This window comes from Acidovorax sp. 106, from assembly GCF_003663825.1.
GTDB lineage: Bacteria > Pseudomonadota > Gammaproteobacteria > Burkholderiales > Burkholderiaceae_C > Acidovorax.
In genome coordinates this window covers 2,709,957-2,723,551 of sequence record NZ_RCCC01000001.1, presented here as the reverse complement: position 1 = coordinate 2,723,551, position 13,595 = coordinate 2,709,957, and the positions used below count along the sequence as shown (strand labels likewise).

At 63.5% G+C, this 13,595-nt stretch carries 14 protein-coding genes; 3 read left to right on the top strand and 11 right to left on the bottom strand.

Translation table 11 applies throughout. The features are described from left to right. The first annotated feature begins 69 nt into the window (after positions 1-69). The gene (locus tag C8C98_RS12115) at positions 70-1,251 is read left to right on the top strand and encodes a spherulation-specific family 4 protein (RefSeq protein ID WP_121454488.1); all 1,182 of its coding nucleotides are present in this window, start codon (positions 70-72) and stop codon (positions 1,249-1,251) included. 151 nt (positions 1,252-1,402) lie between these two features. Here the strand turns inward: C8C98_RS12115 and hisA are convergent, their stop codons facing one another. The 11 genes from hisA to C8C98_RS12060 form a co-directional block, all read right to left on the bottom strand. Continuing rightward, complete coding sequence (hisA, locus tag C8C98_RS12110; protein WP_099743168.1) at positions 1,403-2,146, bottom strand: 1-(5-phosphoribosyl)-5-[(5-phosphoribosylamino)methylideneamino]imidazole-4-carboxamide isomerase; 744 nt, start codon at positions 2,144-2,146, stop codon at positions 1,403-1,405. A 56-nt stretch (positions 2,147-2,202) separates the two neighbouring features. Then, the gene (gene hisH / locus C8C98_RS12105; protein ID WP_121454487.1) at positions 2,203-2,871 is read right to left on the bottom strand and encodes an imidazole glycerol phosphate synthase subunit HisH; all 669 of its coding nucleotides are present in this window, start codon (positions 2,869-2,871) and stop codon (positions 2,203-2,205) included. A gap of 52 nt (positions 2,872-2,923) precedes the next feature. Beyond that, entirely contained in the window at positions 2,924-3,559 is a 636-nt protein-coding gene (hisB, locus tag C8C98_RS12100; RefSeq protein ID WP_121454486.1) for an imidazoleglycerol-phosphate dehydratase HisB, read from the bottom strand. Continuing rightward, positions 3,556-4,698 carry a histidinol-phosphate transaminase gene (gene hisC, locus C8C98_RS12095; protein WP_121454485.1) on the bottom strand — a complete coding sequence of 381 codons (1,143 nt, stop codon included), beginning with the start codon at positions 4,696-4,698 and terminating at the stop codon, positions 3,556-3,558. Before hisC ends, hisB begins: the two co-directional genes overlap by 4 nt. Further along, the gene (locus C8C98_RS12090) at positions 4,695-5,147 is read right to left on the bottom strand and encodes a PIN domain-containing protein (RefSeq protein ID WP_121454484.1); all 453 of its coding nucleotides are present in this window, start codon (positions 5,145-5,147) and stop codon (positions 4,695-4,697) included. Before C8C98_RS12090 ends, hisC begins: the two co-directional genes overlap by 4 nt. Further along, positions 5,144-5,368, bottom strand: coding sequence for a CopG family transcriptional regulator (locus tag C8C98_RS12085; protein ID WP_121454483.1), 225 nt, complete (start codon positions 5,366-5,368; stop codon positions 5,144-5,146). Before C8C98_RS12085 ends, C8C98_RS12090 begins: the two co-directional genes overlap by 4 nt. A gap of 197 nt (positions 5,369-5,565) precedes the next feature. Further along, positions 5,566-6,210 carry a sulfite oxidase heme-binding subunit YedZ gene (locus tag C8C98_RS12080; RefSeq protein ID WP_233574530.1) on the bottom strand — a complete coding sequence of 215 codons (645 nt, stop codon included), beginning with the start codon at positions 6,208-6,210 and terminating at the stop codon, positions 5,566-5,568. Between the two features lies 1 nt (position 6,211). Next, positions 6,212-7,210: a protein-methionine-sulfoxide reductase catalytic subunit MsrP gene (gene msrP, locus C8C98_RS12075; RefSeq protein ID WP_121454481.1), complete on the bottom strand. Its 999-nt coding sequence runs from the start codon at positions 7,208-7,210 to the stop codon at positions 6,212-6,214. Positions 7,211-7,478: 268 nt separating this feature from the next. Further along, on the bottom strand, positions 7,479-8,816 hold the full coding sequence (gene ccsB, locus C8C98_RS12070) for a c-type cytochrome biogenesis protein CcsB (RefSeq protein ID WP_121454480.1): 1,338 nt from the start codon (positions 8,814-8,816) through the stop codon (positions 7,479-7,481). Then, positions 8,813-10,981, bottom strand: a complete 2,169-nt coding sequence (locus C8C98_RS12065) for a cytochrome c biogenesis protein ResB (RefSeq protein WP_121454479.1) — start codon at positions 10,979-10,981, stop codon at positions 8,813-8,815. The genes ccsB and C8C98_RS12065 overlap by 4 nt, the downstream gene beginning before the upstream one ends. 148 nt (positions 10,982-11,129) lie before the next feature. Beyond that, entirely contained in the window at positions 11,130-11,759 is a 630-nt protein-coding gene (locus C8C98_RS12060) for a cytochrome c (RefSeq protein WP_121454478.1), read from the bottom strand. A gap of 74 nt (positions 11,760-11,833) precedes the next feature. Between C8C98_RS12060 and yihA the strand changes: the two genes are divergently transcribed. Beyond that, on the top strand, positions 11,834-12,598 hold the full coding sequence (gene yihA / locus C8C98_RS12055) for a ribosome biogenesis GTP-binding protein YihA/YsxC (RefSeq protein ID WP_233574529.1): 765 nt from the start codon (positions 11,834-11,836) through the stop codon (positions 12,596-12,598). Between the two features lie 55 nt (positions 12,599-12,653). Further along, positions 12,654-13,562 (top strand): alpha/beta fold hydrolase, encoded by a 909-nt coding sequence (locus C8C98_RS12050; protein ID WP_121454476.1) that lies wholly within the window; start codon positions 12,654-12,656, stop codon positions 13,560-13,562. The last annotated feature ends 33 nt before the right edge of the window (positions 13,563-13,595 follow it).

Sequence of the window (13,595 nt, the reverse complement as noted above, 5' to 3'; positions counted from 1 at the left end):
AAAATACGCACTGGGCTGTGACCCAATTGCAGTACCATTTTTTTACACCCCAAACCGCCCACAGCCGCCATGCACACCCCACTGAACGCCCTCTTTCGTACTGCATCCCTGTTATCTGCGGCAGCCCTGGCAACCGCCTGCGGCGGTGGTGGCGGAGGCAGTGACACCCCGGTGGCCAGCAATGTGCAGGTCACTGTGTCCACCCCTACCAGCAGCGGTGGCGTGTTTTCGGTACAGGCGCCCATCGCGGTGCAGGCACAAGTCACGGTCAACGGCACAGCGGCCATCGATGGCACGGCGGTTGCCTTGTCCCTGCCGGGTGGCAGCTTTGCACAGGTAGCACCACAAACGCGCGCTGGCTCAGCATCCAGCACCCTGACAGGCACCACCCCAGGGCCCCAGGCCCTGACAGCCAGCGCCACAGTGAACGGCACCACCGGCACAGGCACGCAGACCATTTACCTGCGCCCCGTACCTGCCGCGCTGGAGATTCTGGTGCCCGCCTACTTCCATCCGTCCACCAATACCGGCTGGTCGCAAATGGCGACCTCGGCCAGCGCGGTGCCATCGGTGTCCATCACCGCCATCCTGAACCCATCCAACGGCGTGTTCACCGCTGCAGACAGCCAAACCCTGCAAGCCGCCCGCAACCTGGTCAACGCCGGGGGCAAGGTGGTGGGCTACGTGTACACCCGCTATGGCACAGGCACACGCAGCCTGGCCGACATCAAGACCAACATCGACCGGTACTTCGACCTGTACGGCAGCACCGTGGTCAGTGGCATTTTTCTGGATGAAATGGCCTCGACGGCGGGCCAGGTTGAGTTCTACCGAGAGATCTACCAGTACATCAAAGCCCGCAACGCCAACCTGCGGGTGATTGGCAACCCAGGTGCCATTCCGGCTGCCTCTGCCTACACCGGGGTGGCAGATGCGCTGGTGAGCTTTGAAGGCACGGCCACCACGTTCCAGGGCTTTGACCCACGCACCAGCGCACCGTGGATGTACACCTTGGCCAACACGCGCAACGCAGCGTTGGTGCACAACGCCGACACCTGCGCTGCTATGAAGACCGCGGTGCAAACCGCAGCCACGGCCCGCTACAACCATGGGCTGGTATACGCCACCGACCTACAGTACAACCCCACCACCCAGGTGGGCAACCCCTGGGCCAGCCTACCCAGCTATTGGGGGGCACTGGTGGGCACCGTGCAAGCGGTCAATGCCGGGACTGCACTGCCCAGCTGCTGAGCCCCACGGCAACGGAAAGCCGCAGTAGCCCCCAAACGCACCAAGGGCCTGAACCGATATCGCATCCGGTTCAGGCCCTTGAGCATTCAGAAGTGGCCAAGCCCTGATGGCCTGGCGTCACGGGCCCTGCAGACCCGCAGCTTGCCGCAGATCAGCCTTCGCCCAGCTCGTCCGCACGCGCCTGCGCGGCGGCAAAGTCCAGGTCACCGCTGTAGATGGCGCGGCCACAAATGACGCCTTCCACCCCTTCGGACTCGACAGCGCACAGCTGCTCGATATCGGCCATGTTCGACAGGCCGCCCGAGGCGATCACGGGGATGCTCAGCGACTGGGCCAGCTTGACGGTGGCGTCGATGTTGATGCCCGAGAGCATGCCGTCGCGGCCGATGTCGGTGTAGATGATGGACTCAACGCCCCAGTCTTCGAACTTCTTGGCCAGGTCCACCACCTCATGGCCGGTGAGCTTGCTCCACCCATCGGTGGCCACCTTGCCGTCCTTGGCATCCAGGCCCACGATGATGTGGCCGCCAAAGGCGCTGCAAGCGTCCTTCAAAAAGCCGGGGTTCTTGACGGCTGCGGTGCCAATGATGACGTAGCGCAGGCCGCCATCGATGTATTTTTCGATGGTGTCCAGGTCACGAATACCGCCGCCCAGCTGCACGGGAATGTCGCTGCCCACCTCTTTGAGGATGGACTTGATGGCGCTGTAATTTTTCGGAACACCTGCAAAGGCGCCGTTCAAATCCACCAGGTGCAGGCGGCGCGCGCCCGCATCCACCCACTTGCGGGCCATGGCCGCAGGGTCTTCACCAAAGGTGGTGGATTGGTCCATATCGCCTTGCTTGAGGCGAACGCAGTGGCCGTCTTTGAGATCGATGGCGGGGATGAGCAGCATGATGGGTTCGGGAGGAAAAGGGCGAGGTGAAACTCGGCCCGAACGGGTTAAGGGATTCAGGGATTCCAGTGCAGAAAGTTGCGGTACAGGGCCAAGCCGTGTTCCGCGCTTTTCTCAGGGTGAAATTGCGCGGCAAAAATATTATCGCGCGCAATGGCTGCGGCGAATACTCCGCCGTAGTCTGCTTCTCCGGCACAGTGCGCCGCGCTGTGCGGGCGCGCATAAAAGCTGTGCACGAAGTAAAAGTAGCTGTTGTCCGGAATACCGGCCCACACCGGGTGCACAGCACCGCCGTGGGGCACTTGGCGTACTTGGTTCCAACCCATTTGCGGCACCTTGAAGCGGCTGCCATCGGGCTGGGTGCGGCCAGCCAGGTCGAACTTGATGACCTCGCCAGGGATCAAGCCCAGGCCCGGTGTATCGCCCTCGGCGCTGTGGTTGAGCAGCATTTGCATGCCCACGCACACGCCAAACAAGGGCTTGGACGCTGCGGCTTCCAGCACGGATTCCTGCAGGCCCGACTCACGCAGCTCGCGCATGCAGTCGGGCATGGCGCCCTGGCCTGGCAGCACCACGCGCTGTGCCGCGCGCACGGCGTCGGGGCTGGAGGTGACGACCACCGTCCAGCCACTGCCTTGCGCCGCCGCCTGCACGGCCTGCGAGACCGACCGCAGATTGCCCATGCCGTAGTCCACCACGGCGACTGTTTTTGCTTCTGTATTCATAGCTGTTAGCGCTTATTGGATGGGCGCTAGAGGCCTTTTTTTGGCTTAAAAATCAGAGACTGCCCTTGGTGGACGGAATGGTGCCTGCTGCACGCGGGTCGCGCGTGAGCGCGGAGCGCAGCGCACGGGCAAAGGCCTTGAACACCGTCTCGCACTGGTGGTGGGCGTTGATGCCCTTGAGGTTGTCGATGTGCAGCGTCACGCCCGCGTGGTTCACAAACCCTTGGAAGAATTCGTAGGTGAGCTGGGTGTCAAAGCCGCCAATGCTGCCCGCCGTGAAGGGGATGTGCAGGTGAAGGCCAGGGCGGCCTGAAAAGTCGACCACGACGCGGCTGAGCGCCTCGTCCAGCGGCACGTAGGCATGGCCATAGCGCGAAATGCCCTTCTTGTCGCCCACGGCCCGCGCAAAGGCTTGGCCCAGCGTGATACCTACGTCTTCCACCGTATGGTGGCCGTCGATGTGCAGGTCGCCTGCGCAGTCGATGTCCAGGTCGATCAGGCCGTGGCGGGCGATCTGTTCGAGCATGTGGTCAAAGAAACCAATGCCCGTGTGCAGCTTGCCCTGGCCCGTGCCGTCGAGGTTGATGCGCACAGTGATGCGCGTCTCGGCAGTGTTGCGGCTGACTTCGGCAATGCGGTCGGCTGCGGGATCGGTGGCGGTGGAAGTGACGAGTGCGGAGGAGGTCATAAGGAGGCTTGGAGTGCTGCCAGCATGGTGGCGTTGTCCTGGGCGTTGCCCACGGTCAAACGCAAACAGTTGTGCAGCAATGGGTGCATTGTAGAAACGTTCTTGATGAGGACCTTACGGGTTTTCATGCCCTCATACGTCTTGCCCGCTTCGGCCACGCGCACCAGCACCATATTGGCCTCGCTGTCCCACACCTTTTCGATGCCGGGCATGGCCCGCAGGGCATCGATAAGTACGGTGCGCTGCGCGCGCAGCTCGGCCGCCTGGGCGGCAAACACATCGGCATGCTCCAGCGCAAACAGGGCGGCTTCGCAGTTGAGCACGCTCACGTTGTAGGGCGGACGCACTTTGTCGATCTCGGCCACCAGTGCGGGCTGTCCCAGCATGTAGCCCAGGCGTACACCGGCCAGGCCGAACTTGCTGAGCGTGCGCATGAGCAGCACATGCGCGTTGCGCGCAGGCTCGGCCTGCATGCGGGTGAGCCAGGTGCGGCTGGCAAACGGCTGGTAGGCCTCGTCCATGGCCACGATGCCGCCTTGTGCGCCCACGGCGTCGATGATGCGCTGCACCGCGCCCTCGTCCCACAGCGTGGCGGTGGGGTTGTTGGGGTAGGCGATGTAGGTGATGGCGGGCTTGTGCTGCGCAATGGCGGCTAGCATGGCGGGCTCGTCCAGTTCAAAGTCTGGTGTGAGAGGCACGCCCACGAAGTCGAGCCCCTGCAACTGTGCGCTCATGGGGTACATCACAAACCCCGGCATGGGGGCCAGCATGGTGGCGCGGTGGCCGGTGCCGGGCTGTGCGCAGGCCAGCGCCAACAGGGTGATGAGTTCGTCCGAGCCATTGCCCAGCACCACGTCGTATCCCGCTGGCGCCCCTGCGTAGGCAGCCAGCGCGGCTTTCAGGTCGTTCTGCCGTGCACCGGGGTAGCGGTTGAGCGGCAGCGAGCCCAGGCGTTGACCTAACGCCGTCTGCAGCGCCTCGGGCAGGGCAAAGGGGTTCTCCATCGCGTCCATCTTGAGCATGCCGGTGGACGGCTGCACCACGTACGAGTGCATGGCGCGCACATCGGGACGGATGCGGCTCAGGGCATTAGCTAGTACGTTAGCGAGCGTGTCGAAGGGCGTGGCAGCGGAGGTCATTCGGCAGTATCCAGTTCGTTGGGCGACAAAACAAAGGGGTTGATGGCGCGCACGGCGTCCAGCATCTGGTCGTGCGGCAAGGCTTCGGTCAGCAGGTAGCGGCAGCCTTGCTGGTGGGCAGATGAGACGATGAGCGCATCCCAGTAGCCCAGGCCGTAGCGGTCTTGCAGGTCCCAAGCGCCATCCACGGTGTAGGCGTCCAGATGCGGCGGCAGCCACACGCGCAGGCGGCGCACCTGGGCACGCACCTGCTGCAGCACATGGGGGCCGGAAAAACGCTGGATGGCTTGGTTGTACAGCTCATTGAGCACCTGCGAGCTGATGCGCCCGCTGCGGGTTTGCCAGCAAAAAGTGAGCCATCCACGGGCACGCGCTTGGCGCTCGGGGTCGCGCTCGTCCACGCTGGCGAGCAGCACTTCGGTATCTACAAAGATGGGGGTGGTGCTCATCGCTGAAACAAGGTTTCGCGTGGCACATAGGGGCCTGCGGAAGCGCCCCACGACTCAAATGCCAGGGCCTCGCGCATGGCCTGCGCGTAAGCGTCTTCCTGGCGCATCTTCTCGGCCAGCCATTCACCCATCAGGCGCGAGACGCTGCTGCCGCGCTTGGCCGCCTCGACACGAACCCACTCGGCCACGGTGTCGTCCATCGTGATGGTGACGTTTTTCATGGATGCTAGTTTACACGAACTTCGTGGACCACGAAGTTCGTGTGGCCGCCTATCTCAGCGCGCCCGCCGCAAGGGAGGGGTGACGTCAGCCCCTGAAATTTGAGGAGAAATTGGCCTCTAGCGCACTATCAATAAGCGCAAGTAGCTACCAAAAATATAGCAAAACCAACGGAGTGGGTAACGGGACACCACCAGAGTCACCCCTTCAGCCTGCGCCACAGCCGCCAGCCCAACAGCGCCGCAATGATGGCGGCGTACACCGCCACTTCGGCAAAGTTATTTTTGCCAGCGCGCATCCAGAAGAAATGCAGCACCGCCAGCAATGCGGCGGCGTACACCGAGCGGTGCAGCGCCTGCCAGCGCTTGCCCCCCAGCGACCGAATGGCCCGCTGGAACGAGGTGGCCGCCAGCACCAGTAGCACCGCAAAGGCCAGCGTGCCCACCAAGATGAAAGGCCGCTTGGCGATGTCGGCCAGGATGTCGGGCACGTCCAGCCCCATGTCCAGCCAGCTGTAGCTGAGCACATGCAAAAAAGCGTAGAAGAACGCAAACAGGCCCAGCATGCGCCGCCACCGCGCCAGCGCGGGCACGGCAAACGACACGCGCAGGGGGGTCAGCGCCAGCACCAGGCACAGCGCCCGCAGGGCCCAGTCGCCGGTAGAGCGGATCAGCGCTTCGGCCGGGTTGGCGCCCAGCTGGTTGGTGGCTGCGGCCACGATAAGCCACACCGCAGGCAGCAGCGCTGCGCAAAACAACAGAGGCTTGGCCGCAGGGTGCAGCAGCGCCTTGCGCCAGTCGCCCGGCGTGCCGGAGGGGCGCTGCGGACTCGTCTCAGCCCGCACGTCAGTAGAACTTCTTGAGGTCCATGCCGGCATACAGCTGGCCCACCTGGGCCTCGTAGCCGTTGAACATCAGCGTCTTGCGTTTCTTGGCAAACAGGCCGTCTTCGCCAATGCGGCGCTCGGTGGCCTGGCTCCAGCGGGGGTGGTCCACATTCGGGTTCACGTTGGAATAAAAGCCGTACTCCTGCTGCGCGGCCTTGTTCCAGGCGGTGCCGGGTTCTTTCTCGACAAAGCGGATCTTGACGATGCTCTTGGCGCTCTTGAAGCCGTACTTCCACGGCACCACCAGGCGCACAGGGGCACCGTTCTGGTTGGGCAGCACCTCGCCATACATGCCAAACGCCAGCAGGGTCAGCGGGTGCATGGCTTCGTCCATGCGCAGGCCTTCCACATAGGGCCAGTCGAGCACGCGCGAACCCACGAACGGCATGGTGGCCTTGTCGGCCAGGGTCACAAACTCGACGTATTTGGCATTGCCCATGGGCTCCACACGCTTGATCAGCTCGGCCAGCGAGTAACCCACCCAGGGGATCACCATGGACCAGCCCTCCACGCAGCGCAGGCGGTAGATGCGCTCTTCCTGCGCGCTGAGCTTGATCAGGTCTTCAATGCCGTACTTGCCGGGCTTCTTGACCAAGCCCTCCACCTCGACCGTCCACGGCGTGGTTTTGAGTGTGTGTGCATTGCGCGCCGGGTCGGCCTTGTCGGTGCCAAACTCGTAGAAGTTGTTGTAGGTGCTCGCGTCCTTGTAGTCGGTGAGCTTCTCCATCGACACAGCCCCAGCGACGGCCGACTTGGCGCCAGGCAACGCCGCCAGCTTGCCGGGGCGCGGCACCTGCTGGGCCATGGCCTCGCGACTGGCCCAGGCAGCCATGGCGGCACCGGCAGCACCCCCTGCCATCAGCTTGAGCATCTGGCGCCGGTCTTCATAGATGGCTTTGGGGGTGATTTCGCTGGAAAACGGGTGCTGAAAACCCGTGTTGCGAGGCGGTGTCCGCATGGAAAGTCTCCGGTAAATGACCACTGAGGGCTGGTGTGCATGTGAGCACACCAGCGACTGTTAGTTCGCACAACAGACCAATCAGGTTACACCGGGGACGCAATAGTTGCAGATGAAGGGGAAAGCCCTGCAGTTCGCGCTCTGCATCGCGCCAAAGGGTCGTCAAATGCATTCGGGCTGAGTCCATCGAAGCGCCATGCGAGGCTTCGACGGGCTCAGCCCGAAAAGTTGGGGGAGGGACAGATCGAAAGCGACCGATCCCGAAGCATCACAACGTGCCGTAGCTGTGCAACCCACTCAGGAACATGTTCACGCCCAGAAAGGCGAAGGTGGTGACCACCAGCCCCACCAGCGCCCACCAGGCAGAGATGGCGCCGCGCAGGCCCTTCATCAGGCGCATGTGCAGCCAGGCCGCATAGTTCAGCCACACGATCAGCGCCCAGGTTTCCTTGGGGTCCCAGCTCCAGTAGCCCCCCCAGGCCTCGGCCGCCCACAGGGCGCCCAGCACGGTGGCAATGGTGAAGAAGGCAAAGCCCACCGCGATGGACTTGTACATGACATCGTCCAGCACCTCAAAGGTGGGCAGGCGCTCAGCAATGCGTTTGCGGCCGAACAAGATGCTCGCCACGATCAGCGCAGACACGCCGAAATACACCATCCAGTAGCTGCTACCGCCTTCGGTGGCGTTCTGGCGGAACACGATGGGTTCAAAGCACAGCACCACGCCCAGCAGCCACAGCGGCGCCAGCTTGTACCAGCGGGTCTCAGTAGCTTGCAGCTTGATCAGGTAAGCAAAGGCCACCATGGCGGCCAATGCAAACGTGCCGTAGCCAATGAAGTTGGCGGGCACGTGCAGCTTCATCCACCAGCTTTTGAGGGCGGGCACGAGGGGTTGGATTTCATGCGCCTCACGCACCACGGTGTACCAGAGCAAAAAACCCACCGCCGCGCTCACCACCAGCATGACGAAGGCGCCCAGTGAACGGGTTTCGTACTGCTCTTCGTAGTACAGGTAAAACGCCGCCGTCATCCAGCAGAACATCACGAACACTTCGTAGAGGTTGCTGACCGGGATGTGGCCGATGTCGGGGCCGATGAGGTAGCTCTCGTACCAGCGCACCAGCGTGCCGATGAGGGCCATGGCCACCGCCACCCAAGCGATGCGCGAGCCGATCATGCCCATCGTGCGGCCCTCGCCGCGCGAGAACATGCCCACCCAGTAAAACGCGGTGCTCATGAAGAACAGCATGCTCATCCACAAGATGGCGGACTGGCTGGAGAGGAAGTATTTGAGCCCAAACACCGTGTCCGCCCGCGCCAGGTTGCCCACGCCATCCTGCTGGTACAACCCAATCGCCATGAGCGCCACGGCCGCCACAGCCAGCATCAGCACCCGCAGGGGCCGCCAGAACCAGCCCAGCCACACGGCACAAGGCACGGCGCCGATGAGGATGCCCTTCTCATACCCATCCATGAAAGCGCCATAGCGCTGAAACGCATAGAGCCCGCCGATGGCCACCACCGCGGCAAACAACCAGTCAAACCAGTTGCGGCGGGAGAAGAAGCCTTCGTTCAGGGTGATGGTGGTGGTCGTAGCGGTGTTCATGCGTGGCCTGCTGGGGTCTGCGGTTGGGGCTGAGCCCCGATCAGTTTTTGAGCGAGCTGGACAAATTCCTTGTCCCCGTCCATCGTTTTGCGGTTGGTGGAGAGCGCCATCAAAGCATGGGAGCCGTCGCCTTGGGGGGATAACCACACCCAGACACGGCGTTCACGGATGTAGAGCATGGCAAAAACGCCCAAGATCAGCAAGGCGCAGCCCAGATAGACGATGTTCTTGCCGGGGGCACGCGCCACCTGGAACACGCTGGCCTGCACCTGGGTGAAGTCTTTGAGTTCAAACGCAATCGGCGCGGGGTACATCACCGCGTCGCTGAGCGACAGCACCGCCTGCGTCATGAAGCCCCGTGTGCGGTCGTCTTGTTGCAACGGTTTCAGCCCGGCGTTCTCGCGGGTCAGTTGCGCTAGCTCAAACAAGGTGCCGTTAAGGATGCGGATCAACACCTCGCCCGCACGCGATCGCTCCGCCTCAGGGACGTTGGCTTCCATGAAGTCGGAAATGGCCTGCAACCCACCCGCAGGCTTACCCTCAGCCGCTGGCAGTGCACCGGCAAACACGGCCAGGGCGCGCGATGCGGATTGCGAGAGCTGCTCAGCCAGCTCGGGCCGCGAGGGCTCGATGGCCTGGGCCACGTAGCGGCGCACGGCTTTTTCACGCGCAGCCGGGTCGGCCAGCGCCGCCCGCATGCGCACAAAGCCGTCCATGCTGCCTTGGTCGTCTGCGGGCACGCGCAGGTAGCGGAAGGGCTCGGAGGGGGTCTCACGCACGCCCAGCAAGAAGACCGGCGTGCCATCGCCCGTGTCCACGGGCAGCATGTAGTTGTGGAACTCCCGGGCCTGTCCGGCCGCATCGCGCAGCTTGTAGCTCACGCTGGGGCCTACATTGCGCAGCTCTTTCTTGGTCACGGTCTTGTTGGCCGCGCCCAGGCGCGATTCGACCGATTCGCGCAAATCCACCTTGCGCACATCGGCGCCCGAGAGGTTCTCGGCCCCACCGGCAAAGTTCTCGACGTTGATGGTGCGCAGCGCCGTGAACTCCAGCGTCAGGGTGTCGCTGCCCGCGGCACCGCCGTTGTTGGTGAGCTGGGTGGAGCTGCCCACAACGCCCTCCACATCAAACGCCTTGGCGCCCGCCACCATGGGCACGGCGCGCAGCTTCAGGCGCGAGCCGCCGTCGTCAAAGCTCGACTGGTAGATCTCGATGCCTTTGTAGCTGGCGGGGTGGTTCACCTCCACCCGGGCCGGAATCTTCTCGCCCGTGGCCTTGTCGTGGATGATGATTTCGCTGGCAAACAGCTTGGGCATGCCGGTGGAGTAATGCTCGACGATGAACTTCTTGAGCTCCACCGCAAAAGGCAGCTCTTGCAGCAGCACGCCGTCCGACTGGTTCAGGATGGCGGTGCTCGATTGCGTGCCCTCGGCCACCAGCAAGTTGCCCCGGAAGGTGGGGTTGCGCTCAGACAAGCGGTGTTCTGGCTTCACCTCGGCAATCAAGCCACCGCCTGCGTATGGCGTCTTGCCGCCCAGCAGCATCTGGGCGCGCACGATCAGGTCGCCGTCGAGCAAGCCGCCCACACACACCAGCACGATGGCGCTGTGCGCCGCGATGTAGCCAATCTTGTTGGCTGCCCCCGCCTTGGCCGCCACCATCCAGCCCGTGCCTGGGCCGGCAGCGGTGTCGCGCTGCTGCAGGCGCACCTTCCAGCCGCCGCTGGCCAACATGCCGCCAATGCGCCGCGCTTCGGCTTCGGCGGTCTGCGCGAGGGGGCTTTCGGCCTTGTGGTGGAAGGCGCGCAGGCTCTGCTCGCGGATATTTTCTTTATAGGCTTTGATGTCGCTCAAAAACTTGGGGGTGTTTCGGGCGATGCACAGCGAGGTGCTGACCACCAAAAAGGCCAGGATCAGCAAAAACCACCACGCGCTGTACACCGCATTGAGCTGCACGGCGCCAAACAACTCGGCCCAGAACGGCCCGAACTGGTTGACGTAGTTCACCGCAGGCTCGTGCTGCTTGAGCACGGTGCCAATGACCGAGGCAATGCAGATCACCGTCAACAGCGCAATGGCAAACCGCATGGAAGACAGCAGCTCAACCCCTGCGCGCAGGGCCCGTGAGCCAGACTGGACGCGAACGCCTTGGGTGGTTTCAGACATGGAGATAAAGGAGCGAGAAGCGGGGGGTGAGGCGAAAGAAAAAGGGCGGGGCCATCAGTGTGATGGACCCGCCCTTTTTGGGGTTGTTATTGGCGGTAGGTTCCGTGCTGCTTGGTCAAACAGGCCACGGTTTGTTGACCAAGATCAATCAGCGCAGGCCAGCGATGTAATCTGCCACAGCCTTGATTTCCTTGTCGTTGAGCTTGGCTGCCACCTGGGTCATCTGGGTGCTGTTGGCGCGGGTGCCGTCACGGAAGGTGTTCAGCTGGGCCACGGTGTAGTCAGCGTGCTGGCCCGACAGGCGGGGGTACTGGGCAGGAATGCCAGCACCGTTGGGGCTGTGGCAGCCTGCGCAGGCTGCGATGTTGCGGTCTGCAATGCCACCGCGGTAGATGCGCTCACCCAGTGCCACCAAGTCTTTGTCCTTGGCGAAACCGGCCTTGGCGGGCTTGGAGGCCACCCAGTAGGCAACGTTCTTCATGTCCTCGTCCGACAGCATGGCGGCAAAGCCCTTCATGACCGCGTTGTTGCGCTTGCCGGACTTGAATTCCTGCAGTTGCTTGACCAGGTACTCAGGGTGCTGCTGCGACAACTTGGGGTTGGCAGCAATGGCCGAGTTACCGTCAGCACCGTGGCATGCCGCGCACACCGCAGTGAAGCTGGCCTCGCCCTTGACGAGATCCGGCTTGGCCGCTTTGGGTGCATCACCCGCTGCAAAGGCCGTGAAAACAGGTGCTGCGAGTACGGCAGCCGTCAGCAAAGAGGCGAGCAACTTCATATCGAGGGTGTGTTGTTTGTGTGCGCAAAAGCGTCACGATTCTACAATGAGGCTCCTGAGCATCCCAACTTTCCATGACTACCCCACCTTCCACGCCAGTTGACGGCGCCCCTGTGCTTGTGCCAGACGCTAAAACGGCCATGGGCTGGATGCACACCGCACGTTTTCTGACCACCGCGGCCCAGTTGCACCACCTGCCGCCCATCGACGTGCCCGAAATCGCCTTCGTGGGCCGCTCCAACGCAGGCAAGTCCACGTGCATCAACACCCTCACCCAGCAAAAGCAGCTGGCCTTTGCCTCCAAAAAGCCTGGGCGCACCCAGCACATCAACCTGTTCTCGCTGGGCAAGCAGGGCGTGATGGACGCCGTGCTGGCCGACCTGCCCGGCTACGGCTATGCCGCTGTGTCGCGCTCGGACAAGGTGCGCTGGCAGCAGGTGATGGTCAATTACCTCGTCAGCCGCCCTGGCCTGACCGGCATCGTGCTGCTGTGCGACCCCCGCCTGGGCCTGACCGAGCTGGACGAAGCCCTGCTCGAAGCGGTGCGCCCTCGCGTGGAAGAGGGCCTGAAGTTCCTCATCGTGCTGACCAAGGCCGACAAGCTCACCCGCTCTGAGCAGGCCAAGGTGCTGTCCATTACGCGACTGCAAGCGGGCGGCGGCGAGGTGAAGATGTTCTCGGCCCTCAAGAAGCAAGGCGTGGACGATGTGGCGCGGCTGCTGTGGCAATGGGCGCACCCGGTGCGCGCAGAAGGCACGCCAGCCGCCGCCGCCGATGGCGCCCCGGATGCTGCATCCACCGCCCCCGACAGCGACGACGAGGAATCACAGCAAAAATAGCCTCCAGCGCTTTATAAGAAAGCGCGAGAAGCTATTAAAACCATAGCAACTCGCCATGATCCAAACCCGCACCGCCCTCCTGCCCCACGGCGTTTCATTGCAGTGCCGCGAAAGCGGCATGCCCGGCAGGCCGGTGCTGGTGTTTTTGCATGGTTTCCCCGAGGGGGCGTTCATCTGGGACGAGTTGCTGCTGCACTTTGCCCGGCCCGAGAACGGCGGCTACCACTGCATCGCCCCCTATTTGCGGGGCTTTGGCGAATCCAGCAGCCCGCAGGCCACGGAGGCCTATCGTGCCAAGCACCTGGTGCAAGACCTGATCGCGCTGATCTCCACCACCTGTCCCACCGGCACGGTGGAGTGCTTGGTGGCCCACGACTGGGGCGGCGCCGTGGCCTGGAACCTGGCGAACCAGCAGCCCCAATGGCTCAAGCGCCTGGCCATCATCAACTCACCCCACCCCGGGGCCTTTTTGCGCGAACTGCAAAGCAACCCAGCCCAACAGGCCGCCAGCCAGTACATGCACTTTTTGTGCAGGCCCGACGCACAAGCACTGCTGGCAGAAAACGACTTTGAGCGCCTCTTCGCCTTTTTCGACACGCCCGAGGGCAAGGCGCCCGCCTGGCTGACCGCCCCCGTGCGCGAGCAGTACCGCGCCCTGTGGCGCCAGGGCCTGACAGGCGCCTGCAACTACTACCGCGCCAGCCCCCTGCGCCCGCCGCGCGAGGGCGACCGCGCCGCGCTGGACGTGGAACTGCCCGAGTCGATGCTGCGCGTGGACGTGCCCACGCTGGTGCTGTGGGCCATGGACGACCCCGCCTTGCTGCCTGGCCTGCTGCACGGCCTGCCCGACTGGGTGCACCGGCTGCACCTGCGCCAGATCGAGCAGGCATCGCACTGGGTGGTGCATGAGCACCCCGAGCGCATCGCCCAAGAGCTGGGGCACTTCTTGCAGCTGAACTGGTAGCTATTTTTGCATCTACCGCCACGCTCAGTAACC

Excerpts from the sequence above, each read along its gene's own strand:
- ccsB (WP_121454480.1), bottom strand. The coding sequence starts at position 8,816 with ATGAACACCGCTACGACCACCACCATCACCCTGAACGAAGGCTTCTTC.
- C8C98_RS12085 (WP_121454483.1), bottom strand. The coding sequence starts at position 5,368 with ATGAAAAACGTCACCATCACGATGGACGACACCGTGGCCGAGTGGGTT.
- C8C98_RS12065 (WP_121454479.1), bottom strand. The coding sequence starts at position 10,981 with ATGTCTGAAACCACCCAAGGCGTTCGCGTCCAGTCTGGCTCACGGGCC.
- C8C98_RS12060 (WP_121454478.1), bottom strand. The coding sequence starts at position 11,759 with ATGAAGTTGCTCGCCTCTTTGCTGACGGCTGCCGTACTCGCAGCACCT.
- C8C98_RS12090 (WP_121454484.1), bottom strand. The coding sequence starts at position 5,147 with ATGAGCACCACCCCCATCTTTGTAGATACCGAAGTGCTGCTCGCCAGC.
- hisH (WP_121454487.1), bottom strand. The coding sequence starts at position 2,871 with ATGAATACAGAAGCAAAAACAGTCGCCGTGGTGGACTACGGCATGGGC.
- C8C98_RS12050 (WP_121454476.1), top strand. The coding sequence starts at position 12,654 with ATGATCCAAACCCGCACCGCCCTCCTGCCCCACGGCGTTTCATTGCAG.
- hisB (WP_121454486.1), bottom strand. The coding sequence starts at position 3,559 with ATGACCTCCTCCGCACTCGTCACTTCCACCGCCACCGATCCCGCAGCC.
- hisA (WP_099743168.1), bottom strand. The coding sequence starts at position 2,146 with ATGCTGCTCATCCCCGCCATCGATCTCAAAGACGGCCACTGCGTTCGC.
- hisC (WP_121454485.1), bottom strand. The coding sequence starts at position 4,698 with ATGACCTCCGCTGCCACGCCCTTCGACACGCTCGCTAACGTACTAGCT.
- msrP (WP_121454481.1), bottom strand. The coding sequence starts at position 7,210 with ATGCGGACACCGCCTCGCAACACGGGTTTTCAGCACCCGTTTTCCAGC.
- C8C98_RS12115 (WP_121454488.1), top strand. The coding sequence starts at position 70 with ATGCACACCCCACTGAACGCCCTCTTTCGTACTGCATCCCTGTTATCT.
- yihA (WP_233574529.1), top strand. The coding sequence starts at position 11,834 with ATGACTACCCCACCTTCCACGCCAGTTGACGGCGCCCCTGTGCTTGTG.